General features: G+C 65.2%; 22 protein-coding genes. 11 read left to right on the top strand and 11 right to left on the bottom strand.

The window, feature by feature from the left end:
- Position 1: 1 nt before the first annotated feature.
- Positions 2-1060, bottom strand: a complete 1059-nt coding sequence (locus BST47_RS08840) for an ABC transporter permease (RefSeq protein WP_083125168.1) — start codon at positions 1058-1060, stop codon at positions 2-4.
- Positions 1060-2046 carry a substrate-binding domain-containing protein gene (locus tag BST47_RS08835; RefSeq protein ID WP_083125167.1) on the bottom strand — a complete coding sequence of 329 codons (987 nt, stop codon included), beginning with the start codon at positions 2044-2046 and terminating at the stop codon, positions 1060-1062. Before BST47_RS08835 ends, BST47_RS08840 begins: the two co-directional genes overlap by 1 nt.
- Positions 2047-2202: 156 nt before the next feature.
- On the opposite strand from BST47_RS08835, the gene BST47_RS08830 reads away from it, so the two are divergent.
- On the top strand, positions 2203-2991 hold the full coding sequence (locus BST47_RS08830; protein ID WP_083125166.1) for a TIM barrel protein: 789 nt from the start codon (positions 2203-2205) through the stop codon (positions 2989-2991).
- Between the two features lie 29 nt (positions 2992-3020).
- Here the strand turns inward: BST47_RS08830 and BST47_RS08825 are convergent, their stop codons facing one another.
- The gene (locus BST47_RS08825) at positions 3021-3752 is read right to left on the bottom strand and encodes a GntR family transcriptional regulator (protein WP_083125165.1); all 732 of its coding nucleotides are present in this window, start codon (positions 3750-3752) and stop codon (positions 3021-3023) included.
- A gap of 154 nt (positions 3753-3906) precedes the next feature.
- On the opposite strand from BST47_RS08825, the gene iolC reads away from it, so the two are divergent.
- The 9 genes from iolC to BST47_RS08780 all read left to right on the top strand — a co-directional run bounded on the left by iolC (position 3907) and on the right by BST47_RS08780 (position 14467).
- Entirely contained in the window at positions 3907-4911 is a 1005-nt protein-coding gene (gene iolC / locus BST47_RS08820) for a 5-dehydro-2-deoxygluconokinase (protein ID WP_083125503.1), read from the top strand.
- Positions 4904-5797, top strand: a complete 894-nt coding sequence (locus tag BST47_RS08815; RefSeq protein ID WP_083125164.1) for a Cgl0159 family (beta/alpha)8-fold protein — start codon at positions 4904-4906, stop codon at positions 5795-5797. The genes iolC and BST47_RS08815 overlap by 8 nt, the downstream gene beginning before the upstream one ends.
- Positions 5798-5799: 2 nt before the next feature.
- Positions 5800-6693 carry a 5-deoxy-glucuronate isomerase gene (gene iolB / locus BST47_RS08810; protein ID WP_083125163.1) on the top strand — a complete coding sequence of 298 codons (894 nt, stop codon included), beginning with the start codon at positions 5800-5802 and terminating at the stop codon, positions 6691-6693.
- Between the two features lie 3 nt (positions 6694-6696).
- Positions 6697-8646 (top strand): 3D-(3,5/4)-trihydroxycyclohexane-1,2-dione acylhydrolase (decyclizing), encoded by a 1950-nt coding sequence (iolD, locus tag BST47_RS08805; RefSeq protein WP_083125162.1) that lies wholly within the window; start codon positions 6697-6699, stop codon positions 8644-8646.
- A 12-nt stretch (positions 8647-8658) separates the two neighbouring features.
- Positions 8659-9564, top strand: coding sequence for a sugar phosphate isomerase/epimerase family protein (locus BST47_RS08800; protein ID WP_083125161.1), 906 nt, complete (start codon positions 8659-8661; stop codon positions 9562-9564).
- A gap of 8 nt (positions 9565-9572) precedes the next feature.
- Positions 9573-10592, top strand: a complete 1020-nt coding sequence (locus BST47_RS08795; protein ID WP_083125160.1) for a Gfo/Idh/MocA family protein — start codon at positions 9573-9575, stop codon at positions 10590-10592.
- Position 10593: 1 nt separating this feature from the next.
- Positions 10594-11484, top strand: coding sequence for a sugar phosphate isomerase/epimerase family protein (locus BST47_RS08790; RefSeq protein ID WP_083125159.1), 891 nt, complete (start codon positions 10594-10596; stop codon positions 11482-11484).
- A 9-nt stretch (positions 11485-11493) separates the two neighbouring features.
- On the top strand, positions 11494-13005 hold the full coding sequence (locus tag BST47_RS08785; RefSeq protein WP_083125158.1) for a CoA-acylating methylmalonate-semialdehyde dehydrogenase: 1512 nt from the start codon (positions 11494-11496) through the stop codon (positions 13003-13005).
- A gap of 76 nt (positions 13006-13081) precedes the next feature.
- Positions 13082-14467, top strand: coding sequence for an aspartate aminotransferase family protein (locus BST47_RS08780; RefSeq protein WP_083125157.1), 1386 nt, complete (start codon positions 13082-13084; stop codon positions 14465-14467).
- Positions 14468-14475: 8 nt separating this feature from the next.
- On the opposite strand, the gene BST47_RS08775 is transcribed toward BST47_RS08780, so the two are convergent.
- From BST47_RS08775 to BST47_RS08740, 8 genes are all read right to left on the bottom strand, one after another.
- Positions 14476-15822: an MBL fold metallo-hydrolase gene (locus BST47_RS08775; RefSeq protein ID WP_083125156.1), complete on the bottom strand. Its 1347-nt coding sequence runs from the start codon at positions 15820-15822 to the stop codon at positions 14476-14478.
- A 20-nt stretch (positions 15823-15842) separates the two neighbouring features.
- Complete coding sequence (locus tag BST47_RS08770) at positions 15843-16616, bottom strand: sulfite exporter TauE/SafE family protein (RefSeq protein WP_083125502.1); 774 nt, start codon at positions 16614-16616, stop codon at positions 15843-15845.
- Positions 16617-16652: 36 nt separating this feature from the next.
- Positions 16653-17066, bottom strand: coding sequence for a DUF302 domain-containing protein (locus tag BST47_RS08765; RefSeq protein ID WP_083125155.1), 414 nt, complete (start codon positions 17064-17066; stop codon positions 16653-16655).
- Positions 17067-17129: 63 nt separating this feature from the next.
- Positions 17130-17855 carry a peroxiredoxin gene (locus tag BST47_RS08760; RefSeq protein ID WP_207568574.1) on the bottom strand — a complete coding sequence of 242 codons (726 nt, stop codon included), beginning with the start codon at positions 17853-17855 and terminating at the stop codon, positions 17130-17132.
- 10 nt (positions 17856-17865) lie between these two features.
- The gene (locus BST47_RS31035; RefSeq protein WP_083125154.1) at positions 17866-18045 is read right to left on the bottom strand and encodes a DUF8730 family Cys-rich protein; all 180 of its coding nucleotides are present in this window, start codon (positions 18043-18045) and stop codon (positions 17866-17868) included.
- Between the two features lie 25 nt (positions 18046-18070).
- On the bottom strand, positions 18071-18433 hold the full coding sequence (gene trxA / locus BST47_RS08750; RefSeq protein ID WP_083125153.1) for a thioredoxin: 363 nt from the start codon (positions 18431-18433) through the stop codon (positions 18071-18073).
- A gap of 47 nt (positions 18434-18480) precedes the next feature.
- Positions 18481-19683: an NAD(P)/FAD-dependent oxidoreductase gene (locus BST47_RS08745; protein WP_083125152.1), complete on the bottom strand. Its 1203-nt coding sequence runs from the start codon at positions 19681-19683 to the stop codon at positions 18481-18483.
- A 21-nt stretch (positions 19684-19704) separates the two neighbouring features.
- Positions 19705-21084: an MBL fold metallo-hydrolase gene (locus tag BST47_RS08740; protein WP_083125151.1), complete on the bottom strand. Its 1380-nt coding sequence runs from the start codon at positions 21082-21084 to the stop codon at positions 19705-19707.
- Between the two features lie 206 nt (positions 21085-21290).
- Here BST47_RS08740 and BST47_RS08735 point away from each other — a divergent pair, with 206 nt between their 5' ends.
- The gene (locus tag BST47_RS08735) at positions 21291-21878 is read left to right on the top strand and encodes a rhodanese-like domain-containing protein (RefSeq protein WP_083125150.1); all 588 of its coding nucleotides are present in this window, start codon (positions 21291-21293) and stop codon (positions 21876-21878) included.
- Positions 21879-21881: the final 3 nt, after the last annotated feature.

Raw genomic sequence — 21881 nt, 5'->3', positions numbered from 1 at the left:
GTCACCTCTTTGCGGCGTAGTTGCGGAATGCGTTGTTGGCGATGACCGCGAACAGCAGCATCACGCCCATGAAGAACTTGAACCAGTCCGGTTCCCAGCCCGCATAAACGATGCCCTGCTGCACCATGCCGAAGATGAACGCGCCGATCGCGGCGCCGATGGCCGTGCCGTATCCGCCCGTCAGCAGACACCCGCCGATGACGGCGGCAATGATGTAGATGAACTCCTGCCCCACGCCCTGGCCAGACTGAACAGTGTTGTACGAGAACAGAAGATGCATGCCGGAAAACCAGGCCGCGAACCCGACGAACATGAAAAGCCCGATCTTCACCGCGGTGACGGGCACGCCGACCGCACGCGCACTTTCCGCGTCGCCGCCGACGGCGAAGATCCAGTTACCGATCTTGGTCTTGAACAGCACGTAGGTCGCGATCAAGGTGAACAGCAGCCACCACAGGACCGTGATCCGCACAGGCACCCCGAAGATCGTCAGCGTCGACGCGAACACGGCGCGGGCGGACTCCCAGCCCTGCATATCGCTCACGCTGGGCGTGGCGACGGCCCCGGAAACCCATTTGGTAACGGCGATGTTCGCACCGGTCAACATCAACAGGGTCCCGAGCGTGATCAAGAAGCTCGGAATCTTGGTTCTCATCACCATGTACCCGTTGAAGAATCCGACGGCGAGCGACAGGATGAGCGCCAAACCCGCTCCGGCCCAGAGGTTCAGATGAAAGTTCCAGGCCAGCATGGACGCCGCCAGGGAACCTGTGGTGACCGCGACGCCGGCCGACAGGTCGAACTCACCGCCGATCATCAGCAGGGCGACTGCGCACGCCATGATTCCGATGGTCGAGCTGCCGTAGAGCACTGTCGCCAGCGATTCGGCCGACCTGAACGGCGGCGCCATGATGAAGAAGAAGATGAAGATGACGACCGCGCCGATCAGCGCACCCATCTCGGGGCGAATCAGCATTCGCTGTATGCGGTTTCGCTCTTTGACGCGTTCGTCGTGAACGACCTTGCGTTGGCCGAGGTCGACTTCGGTACTCGTACTCATCAGCGCGTTCCACCCTTCGCATACTCGGCCACGGCGTCGACGTTCGTCTTGTCGATGAACGCCGGACCGGTCAGAGTCTCCTTGCCGCCCCCGATCACGTTGCCGTTGTTCAGGTACAGCCACAGCGAGTCGATCGACAGGTAGCCCTGCAGGAACGGCTGCTGGTCGACGGCCCATTGCACGCTGCCGTCCTGGATCGCGCCGACGAGGGCGGCGTTGGTGTCGAAGGTGCCGATCCTGGCGTTGCTGCCCGCGTTCTTCGCCGATTGCACAGCGGTCAACGCGAACGGAGCCCCCAGCGTCACCACGTAATCGACGCTCGGGTCCTGTTGCAGCTTCGCGGTGATCGTCGACTCGACCGACGGCATGTCCTTGCCGTTGACGTTGAGGTTCTCGGTCGCGGGGAAATTGCTCTTCACACCGGCACAGCGGTCTTCGAGGCCGACGTGCCCTTGTTCCTGAATGACGCAGAGCGCCTTCTTCGCGCCGTCCTGCTTGAGCCGGTCCCCGGCGGCCTGGCCAGCGATGAACTCGTCCTGCCCGAAGAACTCCTTGACGCCCATCTGCTGCCATGCGTCACCGCCGGCGTTGAAGGCGACGACGGGGATGCCCTTGGCCTCTGCGGCCGCGACAGCGGCCCGCATCGCATCGGGCTTGGCAAGCGTGAGCGCAATGCCATCGACGCCGCTGTCGATCGCGGTCTGTACGAGGTTGGCCTGGTTGGGCGCTTCAGGGTCGTTCGAATAGCGCAGCTCGATGTTGTCCTTCTTCGCCGCGGTCTCTGCGCCCTTGCGGATCAGATCCCAGAACGAGTCACCCGGCACTTCGTGGGTGATCATCGCGATCGTCGCGCGCGGCGTGTCGACGGTCCCGCCGCCCATCCCGCCTTCGCTCTCCCGCGGCTTCCCGCCGGTGGACGAGCACGACGCGATTCCCAGTACGAGCACGGTCACCCCGGCGATCGCCGCGAGCCGACTAATCCTCATCACTTCTCCTTGCCCTTTGCGTGCGACGCAGCACACCTCAAGGATCGATGTAATACGCCTCACAGCAGAAAGTCAATAGTTTGTCCTGACATTAGGACTGCACATCAAATGTTAGGGTTCCGGTCGTGGTGCCCACAGCGAGGAGGCGAGGTTGCCATGGCGGAGTTTGAGCTTGCGGTCTGTTCGGAGATGGTCTTCACGGAGCTACCGATCCTCGAACGGGTGCGCCGAATCCACGAGATGGGCTTCGCCGTCGAGATCTGGAGCTGGCACGACAAAGACCTCGCTGCGCTCGCCGCCACCGGCGCCCGCTTCACCTCGATGACGGGCTATCTGCGCGGCGATCTGATCGATCCCGCCAGCGCCGACGAGGTGGTCCGCACCGCGGAGCTCTCCATCAAAGCTGCTGCGATACTGGGCGTTTCGCGACTCAACCTACATACCGCCGAACTCGACGGCGAAGGAAACGCCGTGCGACCGCGGCAGCGCGCGACCGGCGAGATGTGGCTGACCGCGCTGCGCACCCTCGAGCGCATCGGCGATCTCGGAGCTGAGGCAGGCGTGCAGTTCTGCGTCGAGAACCTCAACACGATCGTCGACCATCCCGGCATCCCGCTGGCCCGCGCCAAGGACACGTTGGCGCTGATCGAGGGTGTGGCGCATCCGAACGTGAAGATGATGCTCGACCTCTATCACGCACAGATCGGCGAGGGCAATCTCATCGAGCTGATTCGGCGCTGCGGCGACGCGATCGGCGAGATCCAGGTCGCCGACGTCCCGGGACGCTGCGAGCCCGGAACCGGCGAGATCAACTACCCCGCCATCGCGAAGGCGCTGTGCGAGATCGGCTTCGCCGGCACCATCGGCATGGAGGCGTGGGCATCCGGAGATAGCAGCGAAGGCGGTGAAACGGCGCTGGCAGCCTTTCGGGCGGCGTTCAGTTAGTCGCGAGACGGCCCATGCGCAGCCGGGGACTAGCGGTCGACCAGGGTCGTGTCGAAGTAGTACCGCGACGCGCGGTAGCAGTGTGTACCGAACTCGACCGCGGTGCCAGAGTCGTCGAATGCGGTCCGCGCCATGGTCAGAAGGGGAGCGTTGAGTTTCTCGTCGAGCAGGCGAGCCTCGGTCCGCGTCGCACCCCTTGCCCCGATGCGCTGGCGCGCCAGGCGGATGTGCACGCCGCGCGACCGCAGCGACTGATACAGGCCGACGCTCTCGAGCTCGTCCGCTTCGGGCGCGATCTCCACGGGCAGATGGTTGATCATCACCGCGAGCGGTTCACCGTTGGCGCAGCGCAACCGCTGAATCGAGACCACGTCGCGATCCTCGGAAATGCTGAGCTCGCGCGCGACCTCCTCGTCGGGGCGCCCGACCGTGTAGTCCAACAGCTGCGTTGTCGGTTCCTGGCCGGCGCGGGCGAGATCGTCGAAAAGGCTTGTCAGTTCGACACGCCTGTGCACGGGATTCTGTACGACCTGGGTACCCACGCCGCGCTTGCGGACCAGCAGACCTTTGTCGACGAGTTCCTGTATCGCACGCCTCGTCGTCGGCCGCGACAACGTCAATCGCTTCGCCAATGCGAGCTCGTTCTCAAACCGGTCACCGGGTGAGAGTTCGCCATCGCGTATCGCGGCCTCGATGGCCTGGGCGAGCTGATAGTAGAGGGGAACAGGGCTTGACCTGTCGAGCTCCACCGTCAGGGGCACGTCGTCTCCGATCTCCTCATGGACCAGTCAAAGAGTAGCTGAATACTAACACTCTATGATCGAAAGATAGAATGTCAGGACAAACTATTGACATGGTCGACCGGCGGCAGGCACAGTCATAGACAGCCGTCCCCTACTCGTGGAGAGCCGACCCTTGACGACTACACAGCCACATGACGTACTCGCCATCGGGCGCTGCGGCGTCGACGTCTATCCCCTACAGGTGGGGGTCGGACTCGAGGATGTCGAGACTTTCGGCAAGTTCCTCGGCGGCAGCGCCGCCAACGTGGCGGTGGCCGCCGCGCGGCTCGGAAATCGCTCGGCCCTGATCTCCGGTGTCGGCGCCGACCCGTTCGGGAAGTTCGTCAGCAACGAACTGGCCCGCCTCGGCGTCGACAACCGCCACGTGGTGACCAACGACGAATACCCGACGCCCGTTACCTTCTGCGAGATTTTTCCACCCGACGACTTCCCGCTGTACTTCTACCGTCGCCCCAAGGCACCGGACCTCCAGATCAGCGCCGACGACATCGATGCCGACGCCGTACGTTCGGCGCGGCTGTACTGGTCGACCGTGACCGGGCTGTCCGAAGAGCCAAGCCGCAGCGCGCATTTCGCGGCATGGTCGGCTCGCGATGAGCGCTCGCGCGAAGAGGATCAGCACCGCGACAGGGCACCGCTCACGGTCCTCGACCTCGACTACCGCCCGATGTTCTGGGACTCCCCCGCCGCCGCCACCGAGCAGGTCCAGCGGGCCCTGCAGCATGTCACCGTCGCGGTGGGCAACCGCGAGGAGTGTCAGATCGCGGTCGGGGAATCCAACCCGCACAAGGCCGCCGATGCGCTACTGGACCTCGGCGTTGAGCTGGCGATCGTGAAGCAGGGGCCGCGCGGTGTCCTCGGCAAGACCAAGCACAGCTCGGTGACGGTGCCACCCAACGAGGTCGACGTCGTCAACGGCCTCGGCGCCGGGGATGCGTTCGGCGGCAGCCTGTGTCACGGCCTGCTACACGACTGGCCGCTGGAGAAGACCCTGCGCTACGCCAACGCCGCGGGCGCCATCGTCGCGTCCCGGCTGGAGTGCTCGACCGCGATGCCGACCGCCGCCGAGGTCGCCGAGCTCGCCGAACGAACAGCGGCGGAGGCGGTCAATGTCTAGGTCACCGTCTGGCGCACTCTGCACCGACTATGCGGCGATCACCGAGCTGCGTGCCAGCGATCCCGGGGCGATAGCCCGCGCCTGGCAGAACCGCAACACGCGGCCGACCATCCGGGGCAACGGTCGCCTGATGATCGTCGCCGCCGACCACCCCGCCCGCGGCGCTCTCGCCGTCGGCACCCGCCCGACCGCGATGAACAGCCGCACCGACCTGCTCGACCGGCTGCGCGCGGCGCTCGCCGATCCCGGCGTCGACGGCGTCCTTGCCACCTCCGACATCCTCGACGACCTGGTGTTGCTCGGCGCGCTCGAGGACAAGGTCGTGTTCTCGTCGTTCAATCGCGGCGGGCTGGCCGGCGCGTCCTTCGAACTGGACGACAGGATGACGGCCGCCACAGCGGCGTCCACCGCCGCGGCGAAGATGAACGGCGGAAAGATGTTGTGCCGCATCGATCTCGATGACCCTGGCACCGTCGCGACCATGGCGGCGTGCGCACGCGCCGTGGACGAGCTGGCCGCAAACGGACTAATCGCGATGTTGGAGCCGTTCATGTCCGCCCGCGTCGACGGGAAGGTCCGCAACGACCTGTCCCCAGACGCGGTGATCAAGTCGATCCACATCGCCCAGGGCATCGGTTCGACCTCGGCCTACACCTGGATGAAGCTACCGGTGGTCGACGAGATGGACAGAGTGATGGACTCCACCACACTGCCCACGCTGCTGCTCGGCGGCGATCCCACGGACCCCGACGAGGCCTTCGCCGGTTGGGAGAAGGCCCTCGGACTGCCCTCGGTGCGCGGACTAATTGTCGGGCGCACGCTGCTCTATCCCCCGGATGACGACGTCGCGTCTGCCGTCGCCGCCGCGGTTTCAATGGTGAGGTGACGATGCACAGCAAGCTCTACATTCCGGCCCGCAGCGCCGTGCCGCCGTACACGGTCGACATCACGCCGGAATCCGCGGGTTGGACCGAATCCTCGCTGCAGGTGCTCGAACTGGACAACAGTCAACGCGCCGAGCTCACCACGGGCGGCACCGAGGTGATGATCCTGCCGCTGGCGGGCGGCGGCGCCGTTGCGTGCGACGGCACGACGTTCGCGCTGACGCCGCGCGCGTCGGTGTTCGACGGACCGTCCGACATGGTGTACATCGGCATCGACAAGACGTACGTGATCGAGGGCGAAGGCCGTTTCGCGATCTGCGGCGCCCGGGCCAAGACGTCGTTTCCCAACCGCCGCGTCGCCGCCGCCGATGTGTCGGTCGAACTACGCGGGACCGGCAACTGCAGCCGCCAGGTCCACAACTTCGGCACCGCAGGGGTTTTCGAGGCGGATTCGCTGATCGCCTGTGAGGTCATCACGCCCGGCGGCAACTGGTCGAGTTATCCGGCGCACAAGCACGACGAAACCACCCCCACCGAAACCGAACTCGAGGAGATCTACTACTTCGAGATCGCCGGTGGTCCCGACCGTTCGCGCGGCTTCGGGTACCACCGGGTGTACGGGACACCGGACCGTCCGATCGAGGTACTCGAAGAGGTGCGGACCGGCGACGTGGTGCTGGTGCCGCACGGATACCACGGACCGTCGGTCGCGGCGCCGGGGTATCACATGTACTACCTCAACGTCATGGCCGGACCCGGCGCCGAACGTGCCTGGAAGATCGTCGACGACCCGGAGCACGCCTGGCTCCGCGGCACCTGGGAAGACCAGGCCGTGGATCCCCGCCTGCCCCTTCACAACCCAATTGCCGGCTCAGCCGGCGCGCCGACAGGAGGCTGATTCGTGGTTTCCACCGCACCCAAGCGGGCCGAGAAGGCCGCCGACACCGAAGGCACCGTCCGACTCACCGTGGCGCAGGCGACCATTCGCTTCCTGGCCGCCCAGTACGTCGAGCGCGACGGCGAGCGCACCAAATTCTTCGCGGGCGCCTTCGGCATCTTCGGGCACGGCAATGTGGCCGGCCTCGGCCAGGCGCTGCTGCAGGACGAGATGGAGGCAGCCGAAGCCGACAGAGACCCCGGAGTGAAGTACGTACTCGGCCGCAACGAACAGGCCATGGTGCACAGCGCCGTCGCGTACGCGCGGCAGAAGGACCGATTGCAGACCTGGGCCGTGACCGCGAGCGTCGGACCAGGGTCGACGAACATGCTCACCGGCGCTGCGCTCGCCACGATCAACCGCCTGCCCGTGCTGCTGCTGCCCGCCGACACCTTCGCGACCCGCGTGAGCGCACCCGTGCTGCAGGAGCTGGAATTGCCGTCGTCCGGCGATGTGACGGTCAACGACGCCTTCAAGCCGTTGTCCCGCTACTTCGACCGGGTGTGGCGCCCTGAGCAACTGCCCGCCGCGCTGCTCGGCGCGATGCGCGTGCTCACCGATCCCGTCGAGACCGGCGCGGCGACGGTGTCCATCCCCCAGGACGTGCAGGCCGAGGCCCACGACTGGCCGGAATCGCTTTTCGCCGAACGCACCTGGCATGTCCCGCGGCCGCTGCCCGAGACGTCGGTCATCGCACGGGCGGCCGAGGTGATCCGTACGGCCCGCAAGCCGCTGATCGTCGCGGGCGGTGGCGTCGTATATTCCGGTGCGACAGAGGCGCTGGCCGCGTTGTGCGAGCAGACCGGCATCCCCGTGGGCATGAGCCAGGCCGGCAAGGGCGCGCTGTCGTATGACCATCCGCAATGTGTCGGCGCCATCGGATCGACCGGCACGACGGCGGCCAACGCACTGGCCACCGAGGCGGATGTCGTGATCGGAATCGGCACGCGCTACAGCGATTTCACGTCCGCATCGCGTACCGCGTTCAACAACCCCGATGTCAGGTTCGTCAACATCAACGTGGCGTCGCTGGACGCGGTGAAACAGGGCGGAATCAGTGTGGTGGCCGACGCCCGCGAAGGCATTGAGGCACTCGGCCCGGCGCTCGGCGACTACCAGGTGTCCGACGATTATCGGACTCGCGCCGCGGCACTGGCCAAGGAGTGGGACGACACCGTCACGGCCGCGTACGCGGTCGAGGACGGCGCGACGCTCAATCAGAGCCAGGTCATCGGTTTGGCGAACACGCTGAGTGACCCTCGCGACGTCGTCGTCTGCGCCGCCGGATCGATGCCCGGTGACCTGCACAAGCTCTGGCGGACAAGGGATCCCAAGGGATACCACGTCGAGTACGGCTACTCCTGCATGGGCTACGAGGTCGCGGGAGGCCTCGGCGTGCGGATGGCCGACGAAACCCGCGACGTGTTCGTCATGGTCGGCGACGGCTCCTACCTCATGATGGCCACCGAGTTGGTCACCGCAGTACAGGAGGGCATCAAGGTCATCGTCGTTCTGGTCCAGAACCACGGCTTCGCTTCGATCGGATCGTTGTCGGAGGCATTGGGATCTCAGCGCTTCGGTACGGCGTACCGTTACCGCACCGGTGACGGTCGTCTCGACGGCGACAAGTTGCCGGTGGATCTCGCGGCGAATGCGGCCAGCCTGGGCGCCGACGTCATCAAGGTCGGCACCGCCGCGGAGTTCGCCGATGCCGTGAAGGTGGCCAAGGCCAGCGAGCGCACCACGGTGATCCACGTCGAGACCGATCCGCTGATCGGCGCACCGGACAGCGAGTCCTGGTGGGACGTACCGGTATCCGAGGTATCCACTCTGGAATCCACCCAGTCCGCCTACCAGACCTACGCGGACTGGAAGAAGATTCAGCGCCCCCTCATCCGCCCCTCCGATTCCTGAGAGCCGAAGTCCATGAGCACAATTCTTGTCGGATCTGCCCCCGACTCCTGGGGCGTATGGTTCCCCGACGATCCAGGCCAGACGCCGTACACCCGATTTCTCGACGAGGTCGCCGAGTCCGGCTACCAGTGGATCGAACTGGGACCCTTCGGATACCTGCCGACCGATCCGAAGCAGTTGTCGGACGAGCTGGCCAAGCGCAACCTCAAACTGTCGGCGGGCACGGTGTTCGAGCATCTGCACCAAGACGGTTCGTGGGACGCCGTGTGGAAGCAGATCGAGGACGTCGCCAAGCTGACTGCGGCAGTCGGCGGCAAGCACGTCGTCGTGATCCCCGAGATGTGGCGCGACCCGTCCACCGGCGCTGTGCTCGAGGACCGCAACCTCACGACCGAACAGTGGCGCAAGAAGACCGAGGGCATGAACGACCTCGGTAGGGCGATGTTCGAGAAGTACGGCGTGCGTGCGCAATACCACCCGCACGCGGACAGCCACGTCGATACCGAGGAGAACGTCTACCGCTTCCTCGACGGCACCGACGGCGAGTTCGTCAACCTCTGCCTGGACACCGGCCACATCAGCTACTGCGGCGGCGACAACATCGCGATCATCCGACGTGCCCCGGAGCGCATCGGCTACCTGCACCTCAAGCAGGTCGACCCCGAGGTCCGCGCGAAGGTGGAGGCCGAGGACCTTCCGTTCGGCGAAGCCGTCAAGCTCGGCGCGATGATCGAACCACCACTCGGCATTCCGGAGATGCCGCCGCTGCTGGCCGAGATCGAGAAGCTCGGCATCGACGTGTTCGCGATCGTCGAACAGGACATGTACCCCTGCGAGATCGACGCACCCCTGCCCATCGCCCAGCGCACCCGGTCCTATCTGGGTTCGTGCGGCGTCCCGACCGTTCGATTCAGCTAGGAGAACCGGTGTCAGACTTGCGTGTGGCCGTCCTCGGGGTCGGCGTGATGGGTGCCGATCACGTCGCCCGCCTCAGCAGCAGGATTTCAGGGGCCCGCGTCTCGGTGGTCAACGACTACATCACCGAGAAGGCCGAACAGATCGCGGCGGGCATCCCAGGGTGCCGTGCCATCGTCGACCCGCTCGACGCGATCGCCGACCCGGACGTCGATGCTGTCGTCCTCGCCACGCCGGGTCCGACGCACGAGAAACAACTGCTGGCCTGCCTGGAGCACGGCAAGCCCGTGCTGTGCGAAAAGCCACTGACCACGGACATCGAAACCTCGCTGGCCGTCGTGAAGCGCGAGGCCGAGCTCGGCAAGCGGTTGATCCAGGTGGGTTTCATGCGCCGGTTCGACCACGAGTACGCCCGGCTGAAGGCACTGCTCGACGGCGGCGAACTCGGCCGCGCACTGGTACTGCACTGCGCACACCGCAACCCGGCTGTACCCCCGACGTTCGACAGCGCCATGGTGGTGCGTGACTCCCTTGTCCACGAGGTCGACGTGACGCGCTTTCTGTTCGACGAGGAGATCGCGTCCATCCAGATCGTCAAGCCCGCGGCGAACCCCGCTGCGCCACAGGGGCTTGCCGATCCGCAGATCGCGATCATGCGCACCGCGTCCGGCAAGCACGTGGACGTCGAACTGTTCGTCACGACCGGGGTGGCCTATGAGGTGCGCACCGAGGTCGTGGCCGAAAAGGGCAGTGCCATGATCGGACTCGATGTCGGGCTGGTGCGCAAGAGTGCACCCGGCCATTGGGGCGGCCACATCACCCCCGGGTTCCGGGAGCGGTTCGGACAGGCCTACGACACCGAGTTCCAGCGCTGGGTCGACGCCGTGCATTCCGGAGTCAACGTCGACGGGCCTGGCGCTTGGGACGGCTATGCCGCCGCCGCGGTATGCGAAGCCGGCGTCGAGTCGCTCGACAGTGGGCTGCCAGTCGAGGTCAAGATGGTCGACCGCGCGTCGATTCCGGGAGCCTGACATGAAAATCGCGCTCGACCCCACGCCGTTCCACCACGACTATGAACTGCTCGACTTCCCGAAGCTGGTCGCGGATTTGGGCTATGAGCACCTGCAGCTCACGCCGCACCGGGATTTCATCCCGTTCTTCAATCATCCACGCGCCGACGACGATCTGGTCGCGAAGTTTCGCAAGGCCTGTGCGGCCGCGGGAGTCGGAATCGCTTCGGTGCTGCCGGTGCTGCGGTGGTCGGGGCCCGACGAGGACGCCCGCGAAGCTGCGGTGCGTAATTGGAAGCGCGTCGTGCAGATCACCGTCGACCTCGGGGTCAACGTGATCAACACCGAGTTCTCCGGCCGTCCCGAGAAGCCCGAGGAATCCGAGCGGGCGTTCTTCCGATCGATGGAAGAACTCGTGCCGATCTTCGAACGCGAAGGCATCGACGTCCGAATCGACCCGCACCCAGACGATTTCGTCGAGGACGGCATGGAAGCGCTCCGGATCATCCGTGGCGTCAACTCGCCGAACATCGGATTTGTTTTTGTAGCGTGCCACGCATTTCACATGCAGGGCACGATGGGTTCCAGCATGACCGAGATCATGCGCGCCGCCGGTGACCGCCTGCGACTGGTGCACGTCGCCGACACGATGGACCACCACCGCAGCCACGGCCTGCGCTACATCACGAATCCACCGGGCAATCCGGTGCGGGTGCACCAGCACCTGAAAATCGGCGACGGCGACATCGACTGGGACGAGTTCTTCGGCGGTCTGGCCGAAATCGGCTTCTACGACCGGCCAGACACCGTGATGGTGTCGTCGGTATTCGCCGAGGACGAGGCCGCCCACGAAGTCTCGCGCTACCAACTCAAGACCATGACCGAATACGTCTCCAAAACCACGGAAAGATAGTTCGCAGAAATGACACAGCGCAAGAACATCAGCCACTGGTTCAACAACGAGGCCTTCGCAGGCGCAAGCACCGCCATCGCCCCGGTGACCAACCCGGCCACCGGAGCCGTCACCGGCGAGGTCGCTCTGGCCACCATCGAGGACGCCCGCACGGTGATCGACGCCGCAGCCGCGGCATTCCCCGCGTGGCGCGATACGTCGCTGGCCAGACGCACGCAGATTCTCTTCAACTTCCGCGAGTTGCTCAACGCGCGCAAACAAGAACTGGCCGAGATCATCACCAGCGAGCACGGCAAGGTCGTCTCCGATGCGCTCGGCGAGGTCAGCCGGGGCCAGGAGGTCGTCGAGTTCGCCTGCGGCATACCGCATCTACTCAAGGGCGGTTTCACCGAGAACGCGTCGACCAAGGTCGACGTCTTCTCCATCCGCCAGCCGCTGGGTGTCGTGGGTGTGATCAGCCCGTTCAACTTCCCCGCTATGGTGCCGATGTGGTTCTTCCCCATCGCGATTGCGACGGGTAACACCGTCGTGCTCAAGCCGTCGGAGAAGGACCCGAGCGCGTCGCTGTGGATTGCCGAACTGTGGGCCGAAGCCGGTCTGCCGCCCGGTGTGTTCAACGTGCTGCAGGGCGACAAGACAGCGGTCGACGAGCTACTGACCAATCCGAAGGTCAAGTCGGTGTCGTTCGTGGGCTCCACGCCGATCGCGAAATACGTCTACGCCACCGGCACCGCACACGACAAGCGTGTGCAGGCCCTCGGCGGCGCGAAGAACCACGCCGTCATCCTGCCGGACGCCGATCTGGACCTGGCGGCCGACGCGATGGTCAACGCGGGCTTCGGTTCGGCAGGCGAACGCTGTATGGCGATCTCCGCGTGCGTCGCCGTCGGGCCGATCGCCGACGACCTCGTCGCCAAGATTGCCGAGCGCGCGGCAGGTATCAAGACCGGCGACGGCACAAAGGATTCCGATATGGGACCGTTGGTCACCAAGGCCCACCGCGACAAGGTGGCGTCCTACATCGACGCCGGCGAGGCCGATGGCGCGAAGATCGTGGTCGACGGCCGCAATGTCGGGAGCGAGGTAGGTACCGAGCGGGATCCAGCCGGGTTCTGGCTGGGCCCCACCCTGATCGACAACGTCACACCCGAGATGAGCGTCTACACCGACGAGATCTTCGGCCCGGTGCTGTCGGTGATCCGCGTCGAGAGCTACGACGACGCAATGGAGCTGGTGAACTCCAACCCGTACGGCAACGGCACGGCGATCTTCACCAACGACGGTGGGGCCGCGCGGCGATTCCAAAACGAGGTCCAGGTCGGGATGGTGGGCATCAATGTGCCGATCCCGGTGCCAATGGCGTACTACAGCTTCGGCGGTTGGAAAGCGTCGCTTTTCGGCGACAGCCACGCGCACGGAATGGACGGTGTGCAGTTCTTCACCCGGCAGAAGGCGATCACCAGCCGCTGGCTCGACCCCAGCCACGGCGGGATCGAGCTGGGCTTTCCGCAGAACCAGTAGTCAGTGACGCCGAACGGTGCAGGCGCCGGGCTAGGCTTCCCGCAATACCTACGGGGATACAGAGACAGGCACAGCCATGACAGGGTCCACCGCGCCGGAACAGCTACCCAACGGGCAGGATCTCGCCACAGCGATCGCCGAGGGCGTGCGCGCACACGAACTCGACCGCGCCCATGTCTTCCACTCGTGGTCGGCGCAGGCCGCGCTGAAACCGATGACCGTGCTCGCCGCACAGGGCTCCTACGTCTGGGACGGCGACGGCAACAAGCTGCTGGACTTCTCGTCGCAAATGGTCAACACCAACATCGGTCACCAGCACCCGAAAGTCGTTGCCGCCATCGCCGAACAGGCCGCGAAGCTGTGTACTGTCGCGCCCGCGCACGTCAACTCCGCCCGCTCGGAGGCGGCACGGCTCATCGCGGAACGGACGCCCGGCGATCTCAACCGGGTGTTCTTCACCAACGGCGGAGCCGACGCCGTCGAACATGCGGTTCGCATGGCCCGGCTGCACACCGGCCGCTTTAAGGTGCTGGCCCGCTACCGGTCGTACCACGGCGGCACCGATACCGCGGTGAACCTGACCGGCGACCCACGCCGCTGGCCCAATGACTACGGCACCAGCGGTGTCGTGCACTTCAACGGCCCCTTCCTGTACCGCTCCTCGTTCCATTCGGACAACGAGGAGCAGGAGACGCAACGAGCACTCGAACACCTCGAGCGGCTGATCCAGATGGAGAACCCGCTGTCGTTCGCGGCCCTGATCCTGGAATCGGTGCCCGGCACCGCGGGCATCATGGTGCCGCCACCCGGCTACCTGAAGGGTGTCCGCGAGATCTGCGACCGATACGGCATCGTCTTCATCGCAGATGAGGTGATGGCCGGGTTCGGACGCACCGGAAAGTGGTTCGCCATCCAGCATTTCGACGTCGTGCCTGATCTCATCACGTTCGCGAAGGGAGTCACCTCCGGCTACGTGCCGCTCGGTGGCGTGGCGATCAACGAGTCGATCGCCAAGACGTTCGCCGACCGTCCCTATCCGGGCGGCCTGACCTACTCCGGTCATCCGCTGGCGACGGCCTGCGCGGTCGCCACCATCAACGCGATGGAGGACGAGGGCATGGTCGGCAACGCCGCGCGCATCGGCGGCGACGTGCTCGGCCCGGGCCTGCGTGAGCTGGCGGCCAGGCACCCGTCGGTCGGCGAGGTGCGCGGCCTCGGCGTGTTCTGGGCGATCGAGCTGGTCACCGACCGGGAGACCCGCGAACCATTGGCGCCGTACGGCGGGTCGAGCCCCGCGATGGGCGAAACGCTCGCGGCGTGCAAGGCCAATGGCCTGCTCCCCTTCGCGAACTTCAACCGAATTCACGCGGTGCCGCCGTGCAACGTCAGCGACGCCGAGGTGGCGGACGGGCTGCGCATGCTCGACGCGGCACTGACCGTTGCCGACGGCCACACCACCTGACTGGACGATCAGGTGGTGAGCTGGAGCTTCTCGGCGTTGTCGTACTCGTCGTCGACGAGCACGACGGTGCGCCCCGGCCGGTCGATCAAGGAGGCCGCGATAGAGGACCGGTAGCCCGATGCGCAGTGCACCCAGACCTCGCCTTCGGGCACGTCGGAGATCCGCTCGATGAGCTTGTGCAGCGGGATGTTCACCGCGCCGGGGATGTGGCTGGTTTCGAATTCCGGTTGCTGACGGACATCGAGGATGGTGAGGTCGGCGGAGTCGACGACCTCGGCGAGGTCGGCGAAGGACGCGACGCGGTAGGAGCGCAGCTCGGCCCCGGCGCTCAGGCTGCCGACTTCCCCGACCGCTGCACCTTCGAGCTCGTCGATACCAATACGCACGAGTTCCCTTCTGGCCTCAGCGATCTGGTCGATGCTCTCACCTATCAAGGTGAGCGGTTCGCCCCAGTCATATAGCCAGCCCAGGTAGGCGACGAAGGAGTCCGACAGCTCGAAGCCCCGGGTGCCGGCGAGATGACCGGCAGCGAACGCCGTGCGGTTGCGTAGGTCGACAACCCACTCTCCTGCCTCGATGCGCCCACGCAGTTCGTCAGGGTCTACCGGGTCGGGCAGCGACAGGTCCACCGGCGCTGGCCCGGCCTTGTTGATGACACCCATGTGCGCGTAGTAGGCGGGGTAGTCGGTGAGTCCCGCGAGCAAATCGTCGACGTAGGTCTGCTCGTCTTGGGTCAACGCCGGGTTGGTGACGAGCTCGTCGGCGATGGTGGAGTCGTCACCACTGGCCGGTGTGGCGGAACAGAAGCTGCCGAAGCCATGGGTCGGGAACACCTTTGTCTCCGCTGGCAACTCATCTGCGAGGCGCCGGACCGAGTGGAACTGCGCACGGGTCAGCGCATCGGTGTGTTCGGCGCCGAGCAGGTCGGTGCGACCGGTGGTGCCGTGCAGCATCGATCCGCCGGTGAACACACCGTGGACGTTCCCGGTGGTGTCACGCAACACGTAGCTGACGTGGTGGTGGGTGTGGCCCGGAGTATGCATGACCTGCAACTGAATTGGCCCGGCATCGACGACATCGCCGTCGCGGACGGGCCGGCGGTCGTAGGCGACGTCGTCACCGGCGGGAACCACGTACTCCGCCCCGACAGTGCGCGCCAACTCCAGTCCGCCGGTGACGTAGTCATTGTGGATATGGGTCTCCACCACATGGGTGATCGTCACCCCGCGGTCGCGGGCCAGCGACAGGACTCGATCGATGTCCCGCTGGGGGTCGATGACGACGGCGGTGTCACCTTGGTCGACCAGATAACTGCGGTCGCCCAGCCCAGAGGTTTCGATGATGGATATTTTCATGGGATCTCCTTTCAGAGGTCTCAGCGAAGAACGATGGTGTCCAGCAGCACGTAGGCCGCCACAACGAAAACGAGGTAAGCGAACCAACGCTGGAGTCGGGCCGTTTCTAGCTTGGTGCCGAAATGGCCGGCGACGAGCGAGCCGACAATCGCGGTGCCGACGAACGCGGCAGTGATCGACCAGTCGATGCCGGCCCCGCCCAGATGGGAAATCACACCGGCGGCGGAATTGGCGACGATGATGAGGAGTGAGGTGCCGATGGCGATCGGCATCTCCACACCGAGCATCAGCACCAACGCCGGGATGATCAGGAAGCCACCCCCGACACCGAACAGCCCTGTCAACAGACCAACGGCGAATCCGGCGGGGATCGACCGCGGTGCGCAGTGACGCCAGTTGATTCCGGATTCACCCACACTGCAGGCGGTTCCGGTGTCCCCCGCATCCTTCAGCATCCGAACTCCGGCCACGACCATCACCGACGCGAAGCCGATCAGTAGGACCGACTGCGGTGGGTGCTTGCCGATCGCGGTTCCGATGAACGTTGCCGGGATACCCGCAGCCGCGAAGATTCCTGCCAGTCGCCACTGCACCTGGTGCGCCCGGATCTTGGGTAGCGCACCTACCGCGGAGGCGATGCCGATCACTATCAGGGACATCGGAATCGCCTGTTCGACACCAAGTCCCAGTACGTAGACCAGTGCCGGTACCGCGAGGATGGATCCGCCGCCGCCGAGCAGGCCCAACAACACACCGATCACGGCGCCGAGCGCGAGGGCGATCCCGATGCTCACTTTGTCGGCCTTTGCCCGCACATCGCGGGGCCCCGATTATTTCGCGGGCGCGGTTTGCGACAGCGCGTCGATCGCGGCGTGCAGCTTTCCGGCGGCGTCATCGGCGACCTCACGCAGGCCCGGCTCATCAGCCACCTGAACCATGATCTGGGGGTCCATCGCGTCGACGATCACGGTGCCGTCGTGGGCGGGGTCAGAGCGAACCACGACGTTGCAGGGCAACAACAAGCCGATCTTTCGATCGACGTTGACCGCACGGTGTGCCAGTGGCGGGTTGCACGCCCCGAGAATCAGATAGTTCTCCATGTCCTCGCCGAGCTTTTCTTTCAACGTGGCCTTGACGTCGATCTCGGTGAGAACTCCAAACCCCTGATCAGAAAGTGCCTTTCGGGTCATCTGTACCGCATCTTCGAACGATGCCCGCAGCGTGGTCGATATGGCCAGCGTCATCTATTGCCTCCTTTCGCAGCTTGCACCCACGTTACCCATGGGGGTATTCGATGTCCAGCCTGCCTATTGGTTACCCCGAATGGCGGCCTCGACTTCCTGCGCGGAGATCTCCTTGGTGCAGAAGAACCAGTCCTCGCACTCGACACCGTCGACGTGACCGTCCATCCGCTCCTTGGCGGTTCCGCAAGAGCCGGCAGGCGGCACGATGACGCGGTCGCCCGGGCGCCAGTCGGCCGGTGTTGCGACCGAGAAGTGGTCGGCTGTCTGCAGGGCCTGGATGACGCGCAACAACTCGTCGAAGTTGCGGCCCAGGCTCAGCGGGTAGTAGATGACGGCGCGGATCGTGCCCCTGGGGTCGATGACGAACACCGCGCGCACGGCCTTGGTCGAATCCTCGCCCGGCATGATCATCCCGTACTTGCGCGCGACCTCCATCGAGACGTCCTCGATCAGCGGGAAGGTGACCTCGACGTCCTTCATGTCGCGGTAGGAGATCTTGTCCTTGATGGTCCGCAGCCAGGCGATGTGGCTGTAGAGCCCGTCGACGGACAGGCCGACGAGTTCGGTGTGGTAGGCGGCGAACTGCTCCTGCATGGTGGCGAACGTCATAAACTCGCTGGTGCAGACCGGGGTGAAGTCGGCTGGGTGGGAGAACAAGATGACCCACTTGCCGGCGTAATCGTCGGGGAATTTGATTTCACCCTGGGTGGTTTGGGCGGTGAAGGCCGGGGCCGGATCACCGATGCGCGGCATGGTGGTCACGGGAGCGGGGGTCTCGATGGTGGTCATGTCGGTTCCTCTACCTTGGTCGGCGGTGAAATGGCGAGTCGGTGATGGTGGATCTCGGCTTGAACGCGGAATCGCCGTCGCAGGTGCATCGTTGGGCCGCGGGCACCGAGCGCATCACCTCGTCGACGTGTTGACCGCAGCCGGCCCAGCCCGTCTTTCCGCAGCGGGGGCACTTCTCGGGGTAGCACATTGGTTCGTCCTCCTTGTGAATGCGATCAGGGCTTCGTCGCGGCGATCTTGGCGCGGACCTCGGCCATGTCGAGCGCCTTGACCCGGGTGATCAGGTCCTCGAGCGCGGCCGCAGGCAGGGCGCCCGGCTGGCGGTAGACGAGCACGCCGTCACGGAAGGCCATGACGGTCGGGATCGACTGGATCTCCAACGCCGCGGCCAGGTGTCCCTCCGCTTCGGTGTCGACCTTGGCGTGCACGACGTCGGGATGCGACTGCGCCGAGCGGTCGAAGACCGGGGCGAAGGATCGGCACGGTCCGCACCACGAGGCCCAGAAGTCGATCAACACGATCGGGTTGTCGGTGATCGTGGACTCGAAGTCGGCTCCGGATAGGTTCTTGATTGTCATTGCAGTGTCCCTTCTTATTCGTCTTTACGAGTGGCACAGTCGAATTGCTAGGCAAGTCCCTTGAGCATCAGGTTCCAGTACATGTACGGGAGCCCGTACTTCTTGAGGTACCAGTACGCCCGGTGCGGCTTCGTCGGGTCGAGCACCGGGAACGAGGGTTCGAGGTTTAGGTCGTAGTCGAACTCGGCGAGCAGCATCGCGTGCGAAGAGGTGACGATCGGGCACGACGAGTAACCGTTGTACGACGCCCGCAGCGGCTGGTTCTTCAGGAACGAGTCGACGTTGTCGACCACGACTGGGGCCTGCTTGCGAATTGCGGCGCCCGTCTTCGAGTTCGGCGACGAGCCTGCGTCACCGAGGCTGAACACGTTGGCGTAGCGCACGTGCTGCATGGTGTGCTTGTCGATCTCCACGTAGCCCGCCGCGTCCCCCGTCGACAGCGGGCTGGATTTGATCCAGTCCGGCGCCGACTGCTGCGGGACGGCGTGCAACACGTCGTAGGGCAGCATTATGTCGGTGCCGCCGGGGCCGACGCTGGTGATGCCGACCTTGTGTGACGCTGCGTCGACGGAGGTCACCTCGGAGCTGCTGTGCAGATGGATCCCGTAGTCAGCGATGACGGCATCGAGGCTGTCGGCGATCGCGGGGATGCCGAAGGGCCGCGGTCCCGGCATGACCAGGTGGACGTCGATGTCCTTGAGCACGCCTTGTTTTCGCCAGTAGTCAGCAGCCAGGTACGCGATCTTCTGTGGGGCGCCCGCGCACTTGATCGCCCCGGAGGGAACCGTGAACACCGCGGTGCCCGACCTCAGGGTGCGGATGTAGTCCCAGGTGCGCGGCGCGAGGTCGAACCGGTAGTTCGACGACACGCCGTCGCGGCCCACGGCTTCCTCCAGTCCCTCGGTGGCCTTCCAGTCGAGCTGAATGCCGGGACAGACCACGAGCACGTCGTAGCCGTAGGTGGCTCCGTCCGCGCACGTAACCGTGTTGTTCTCTGGATCAAAGGCGTTGGCGGCCTTCTTGATCCAAGTCGCGCCCTTCGGCATGACCGAGGATTCGGCACGCTCGGTGGTCGAGGCCTTCGCCTGTCCACCGCCCACCAGCGTCCACAGCGGCTGGTAGTAGTGCGTGCTCGACGGCTCGATCACCGCGACGTCGCGGTAACCCTTGCGCATCAAGCGGGCCGCGACGGTGATGCCCGCCGTTCCGCCGCCGACGATCAGAACCTGGTGCTTGGCGGTGGTGTTCATGGTGCTCGTCTCCTTTGTCGCTCAGGCGTTCTGGTGGGATTCGTCCCAGGCGCCGAAGCCGCCCAGGATGTCGCTGACGTCGGCGAAGCCGTTGTGCCGCAGCAGGCTCGCCGCGACCGACGACCGGTAGCCGCCTGCGCAATACACGACGGTCGGCTTGGCGGCGTCGAGCTCCCCCAGCCGACCAGGCAACTGGCCCACCGGAATCGGGATCGCGTTCGGGATCGTGCCTGCCTCGACCTCGCCCGGGTTGCGGACGTCGACGATCTGCAGATCGGTGAGCTCGGATGCCCGCTCGTCGAACGCCTTCGCGGTCAGCCGAGAGGCCACCTGGACGTCGTCCTGGTGGGAGAACATCACTTCGAACGGGTCGGCCAAGTAGCCGATTACGCGGTCGAACCCGATCCGGGCGAGCCGGTTCTTGCCTTCGAGCTCCTGGCCGGGTTCGGTGAACAAAACGACGTCGACATCGGATGGAAGAACCGATCCGGCGAATTCGGCGTAACGGCCTTCGAGTCCGATGTTGATCGCGCCGCGCAAGTGGCCTAGGGCGAACTCTTCGGGGGTCCGCCCGTCAACCAGGACGGCGCCGTCGTCGATCGCGCTGCGGACCTGCTCATAGGTCATCGCCGCCGGCATCTTGGTTTCGTCGAGCAGTTCGCGGTCCTTGCGGTTGAGGATCGCGTCATAGACGAAGTAACCCGGCGCGGGCGGCTGACCCTCGGTGACGAGGTTCATGAAGGTTGCCTTGTCGGGAGCCCGCAGAGCGTAATTCGTCGCCTTCTGATCGCCCATCGTCGACCACAGGTCGGTCGAAAGATTCTTACCGCACGCCGAGCCCGCGCCGTGTGCGGGATACACCCGGGTGGCGTCAGGCAGCGTCATCAACTTGTTGTGCAGCGAGTCGTAGAGCTTGTCCGCCAGTTCCTCGCGGGTGAAGCCGATCGAGGCCAGCAGGTCCGGTCGGCCGACGTCGCCGATGAAGAGGGCGTCGCCGGTGAGGACGCCGTACGGGATCTCGTCGTCGGCGCGCTCGTAGACCACGATCGACAACGACTCGGGCGTGTGGCCAGGGGTGTGCCGGAACTCCAGTGTGACGTCACCGAGCGAATAGCGTTCACCGTCGGCGACCCCCATCGACTCGAACTCGGTTTCCGCGACGGAGGAGAACACGATCTTCGCGCCTGTCGCCTTGGCCAACTCGAGGTGGCCGGACAGGAAGTCGGCGTGGAAGTGGGTTTCGATGACGAGTTCGATCGTCAGACCCAGTTCCTTGGCATCGGCCAAGTACTCGGCGATGTCGCGTTGCGGGTCGACGACGACTGCGCGGCCTGTTGTTTCGTCGGCCACCAGATATGAGGCGTGGGACAGACAATCCAGGTAGTACTGGACGAATTTCATGGCGCGAGTCCTTTCGTTCCGTTGCGGGTAGAGCCATCCTGACATATACCCCTATGGGTATGTCAAGTACCCTAGGGGGTATCTTATTCCGTGCTTGACAATACCCATGGGGGTATGTCTAACATGATGTTGAATATACCCCCGGCGGTATCGAGAGTCCTAGAGGCTTTGGTCACCGCCGGCTAGCCGGAAGGACGCTGAACACCATGACCGCTCCCGCCACCATCGATTCGCAGGACCTCAGCGAACGCCTCACTTCGGCTGCGCCGCCGCGAGTTCTCGACGTCCGAACCCCGGGCGAGTTCGAGACCGCGCACATCGCAGGCGCCTACAACGTTCCGCTGGACCTGCTACGCGAACACCGCGACGAAATCATCAGGCACCTCGACGAAGACGTAGTGCTGGTATGTCGCTCCGGTCAACGCGCCACACAGGCCGAAGAGACCCTGCGCACAGCCGGCCTCAACAACGTCCACATCCTCGACGGCGGCATCACCGCCTGGGAAGCAAAGGGTTTCGCGGTCAACCGGGGCGCGCAGCGCTGGGACCTCGAGCGCCAGGTGCGCCTTGTCGCCGGCTCTATCGTGCTGACAAGTGTCCTCGGCAGCATTGCCGCGCCGAAGCTCAAGTGGCTGGCAGCCGGCGTCGGCGGCGGGCTCGCCTTCGCGGCGCTGTCCAACACCTGCGCCATGGGCATGCTGCTGTCGAAGCTGCCCTACAACCGCGGAGCCACCTGTGACGCCCAGACCGTCGTGTCGCAGCTCGTCGGGTCACCCGACCAGAAGGTCGGGTAGTCG

Origin of the sequence: Mycolicibacterium tusciae, assembly GCF_002086795.1 — a bacterium.
GTDB classification, from domain to species: Bacteria; Actinomycetota; Actinomycetes; order Mycobacteriales; family Mycobacteriaceae; genus Mycobacterium; species Mycobacterium tusciae.
Note: the sequence above shows the minus strand (reverse complement) of the source record. Positions and strands in the feature narration are given on the sequence as shown.

Bases quoted from the DNA above. Each gene is read 5' to 3' on its own strand.
- BST47_RS08745 (WP_083125152.1), bottom strand. From the start codon at position 19,683: ATGAACACCACCGCCAAGCACCAGGTTCTGATCGTCGGCGGCGGAACG.
- BST47_RS08830 (WP_083125166.1), top strand. From the start codon at position 2,203: ATGGCGGAGTTTGAGCTTGCGGTCTGTTCGGAGATGGTCTTCACGGAG.
- BST47_RS08765 (WP_083125155.1), bottom strand. From the start codon at position 17,066: ATGACGCTGGCCATATCGACCACGCTGCGGGCATCGTTCGAAGATGCG.
- BST47_RS08785 (WP_083125158.1), top strand. From the start codon at position 11,494: ATGACACAGCGCAAGAACATCAGCCACTGGTTCAACAACGAGGCCTTC.
- BST47_RS08790 (WP_083125159.1), top strand. From the start codon at position 10,594: ATGAAAATCGCGCTCGACCCCACGCCGTTCCACCACGACTATGAACTG.
- BST47_RS08800 (WP_083125161.1), top strand. From the start codon at position 8,659: ATGAGCACAATTCTTGTCGGATCTGCCCCCGACTCCTGGGGCGTATGG.
- trxA (WP_083125153.1), bottom strand. From the start codon at position 18,433: ATGACAATCAAGAACCTATCCGGAGCCGACTTCGAGTCCACGATCACC.
- BST47_RS08740 (WP_083125151.1), bottom strand. From the start codon at position 21,084: ATGAAATTCGTCCAGTACTACCTGGATTGTCTGTCCCACGCCTCATAT.
- BST47_RS08735 (WP_083125150.1), top strand. From the start codon at position 21,291: ATGACCGCTCCCGCCACCATCGATTCGCAGGACCTCAGCGAACGCCTC.
- BST47_RS08780 (WP_083125157.1), top strand. From the start codon at position 13,082: ATGACAGGGTCCACCGCGCCGGAACAGCTACCCAACGGGCAGGATCTC.
- BST47_RS31035 (WP_083125154.1), bottom strand. From the start codon at position 18,045: ATGTGCTACCCCGAGAAGTGCCCCCGCTGCGGAAAGACGGGCTGGGCC.
- BST47_RS08840 (WP_083125168.1), bottom strand. From the start codon at position 1,060: ATGAGTACGAGTACCGAAGTCGACCTCGGCCAACGCAAGGTCGTTCAC.
- iolB (WP_083125163.1), top strand. From the start codon at position 5,800: ATGCACAGCAAGCTCTACATTCCGGCCCGCAGCGCCGTGCCGCCGTAC.
- BST47_RS08760 (WP_207568574.1), bottom strand. From the start codon at position 17,855: ATGACCACCATCGAGACCCCCGCTCCCGTGACCACCATGCCGCGCATC.
- BST47_RS08775 (WP_083125156.1), bottom strand. From the start codon at position 15,822: ATGAAAATATCCATCATCGAAACCTCTGGGCTGGGCGACCGCAGTTAT.
- BST47_RS08835 (WP_083125167.1), bottom strand. From the start codon at position 2,046: ATGAGGATTAGTCGGCTCGCGGCGATCGCCGGGGTGACCGTGCTCGTA.
- BST47_RS08815 (WP_083125164.1), top strand. From the start codon at position 4,904: ATGTCTAGGTCACCGTCTGGCGCACTCTGCACCGACTATGCGGCGATC.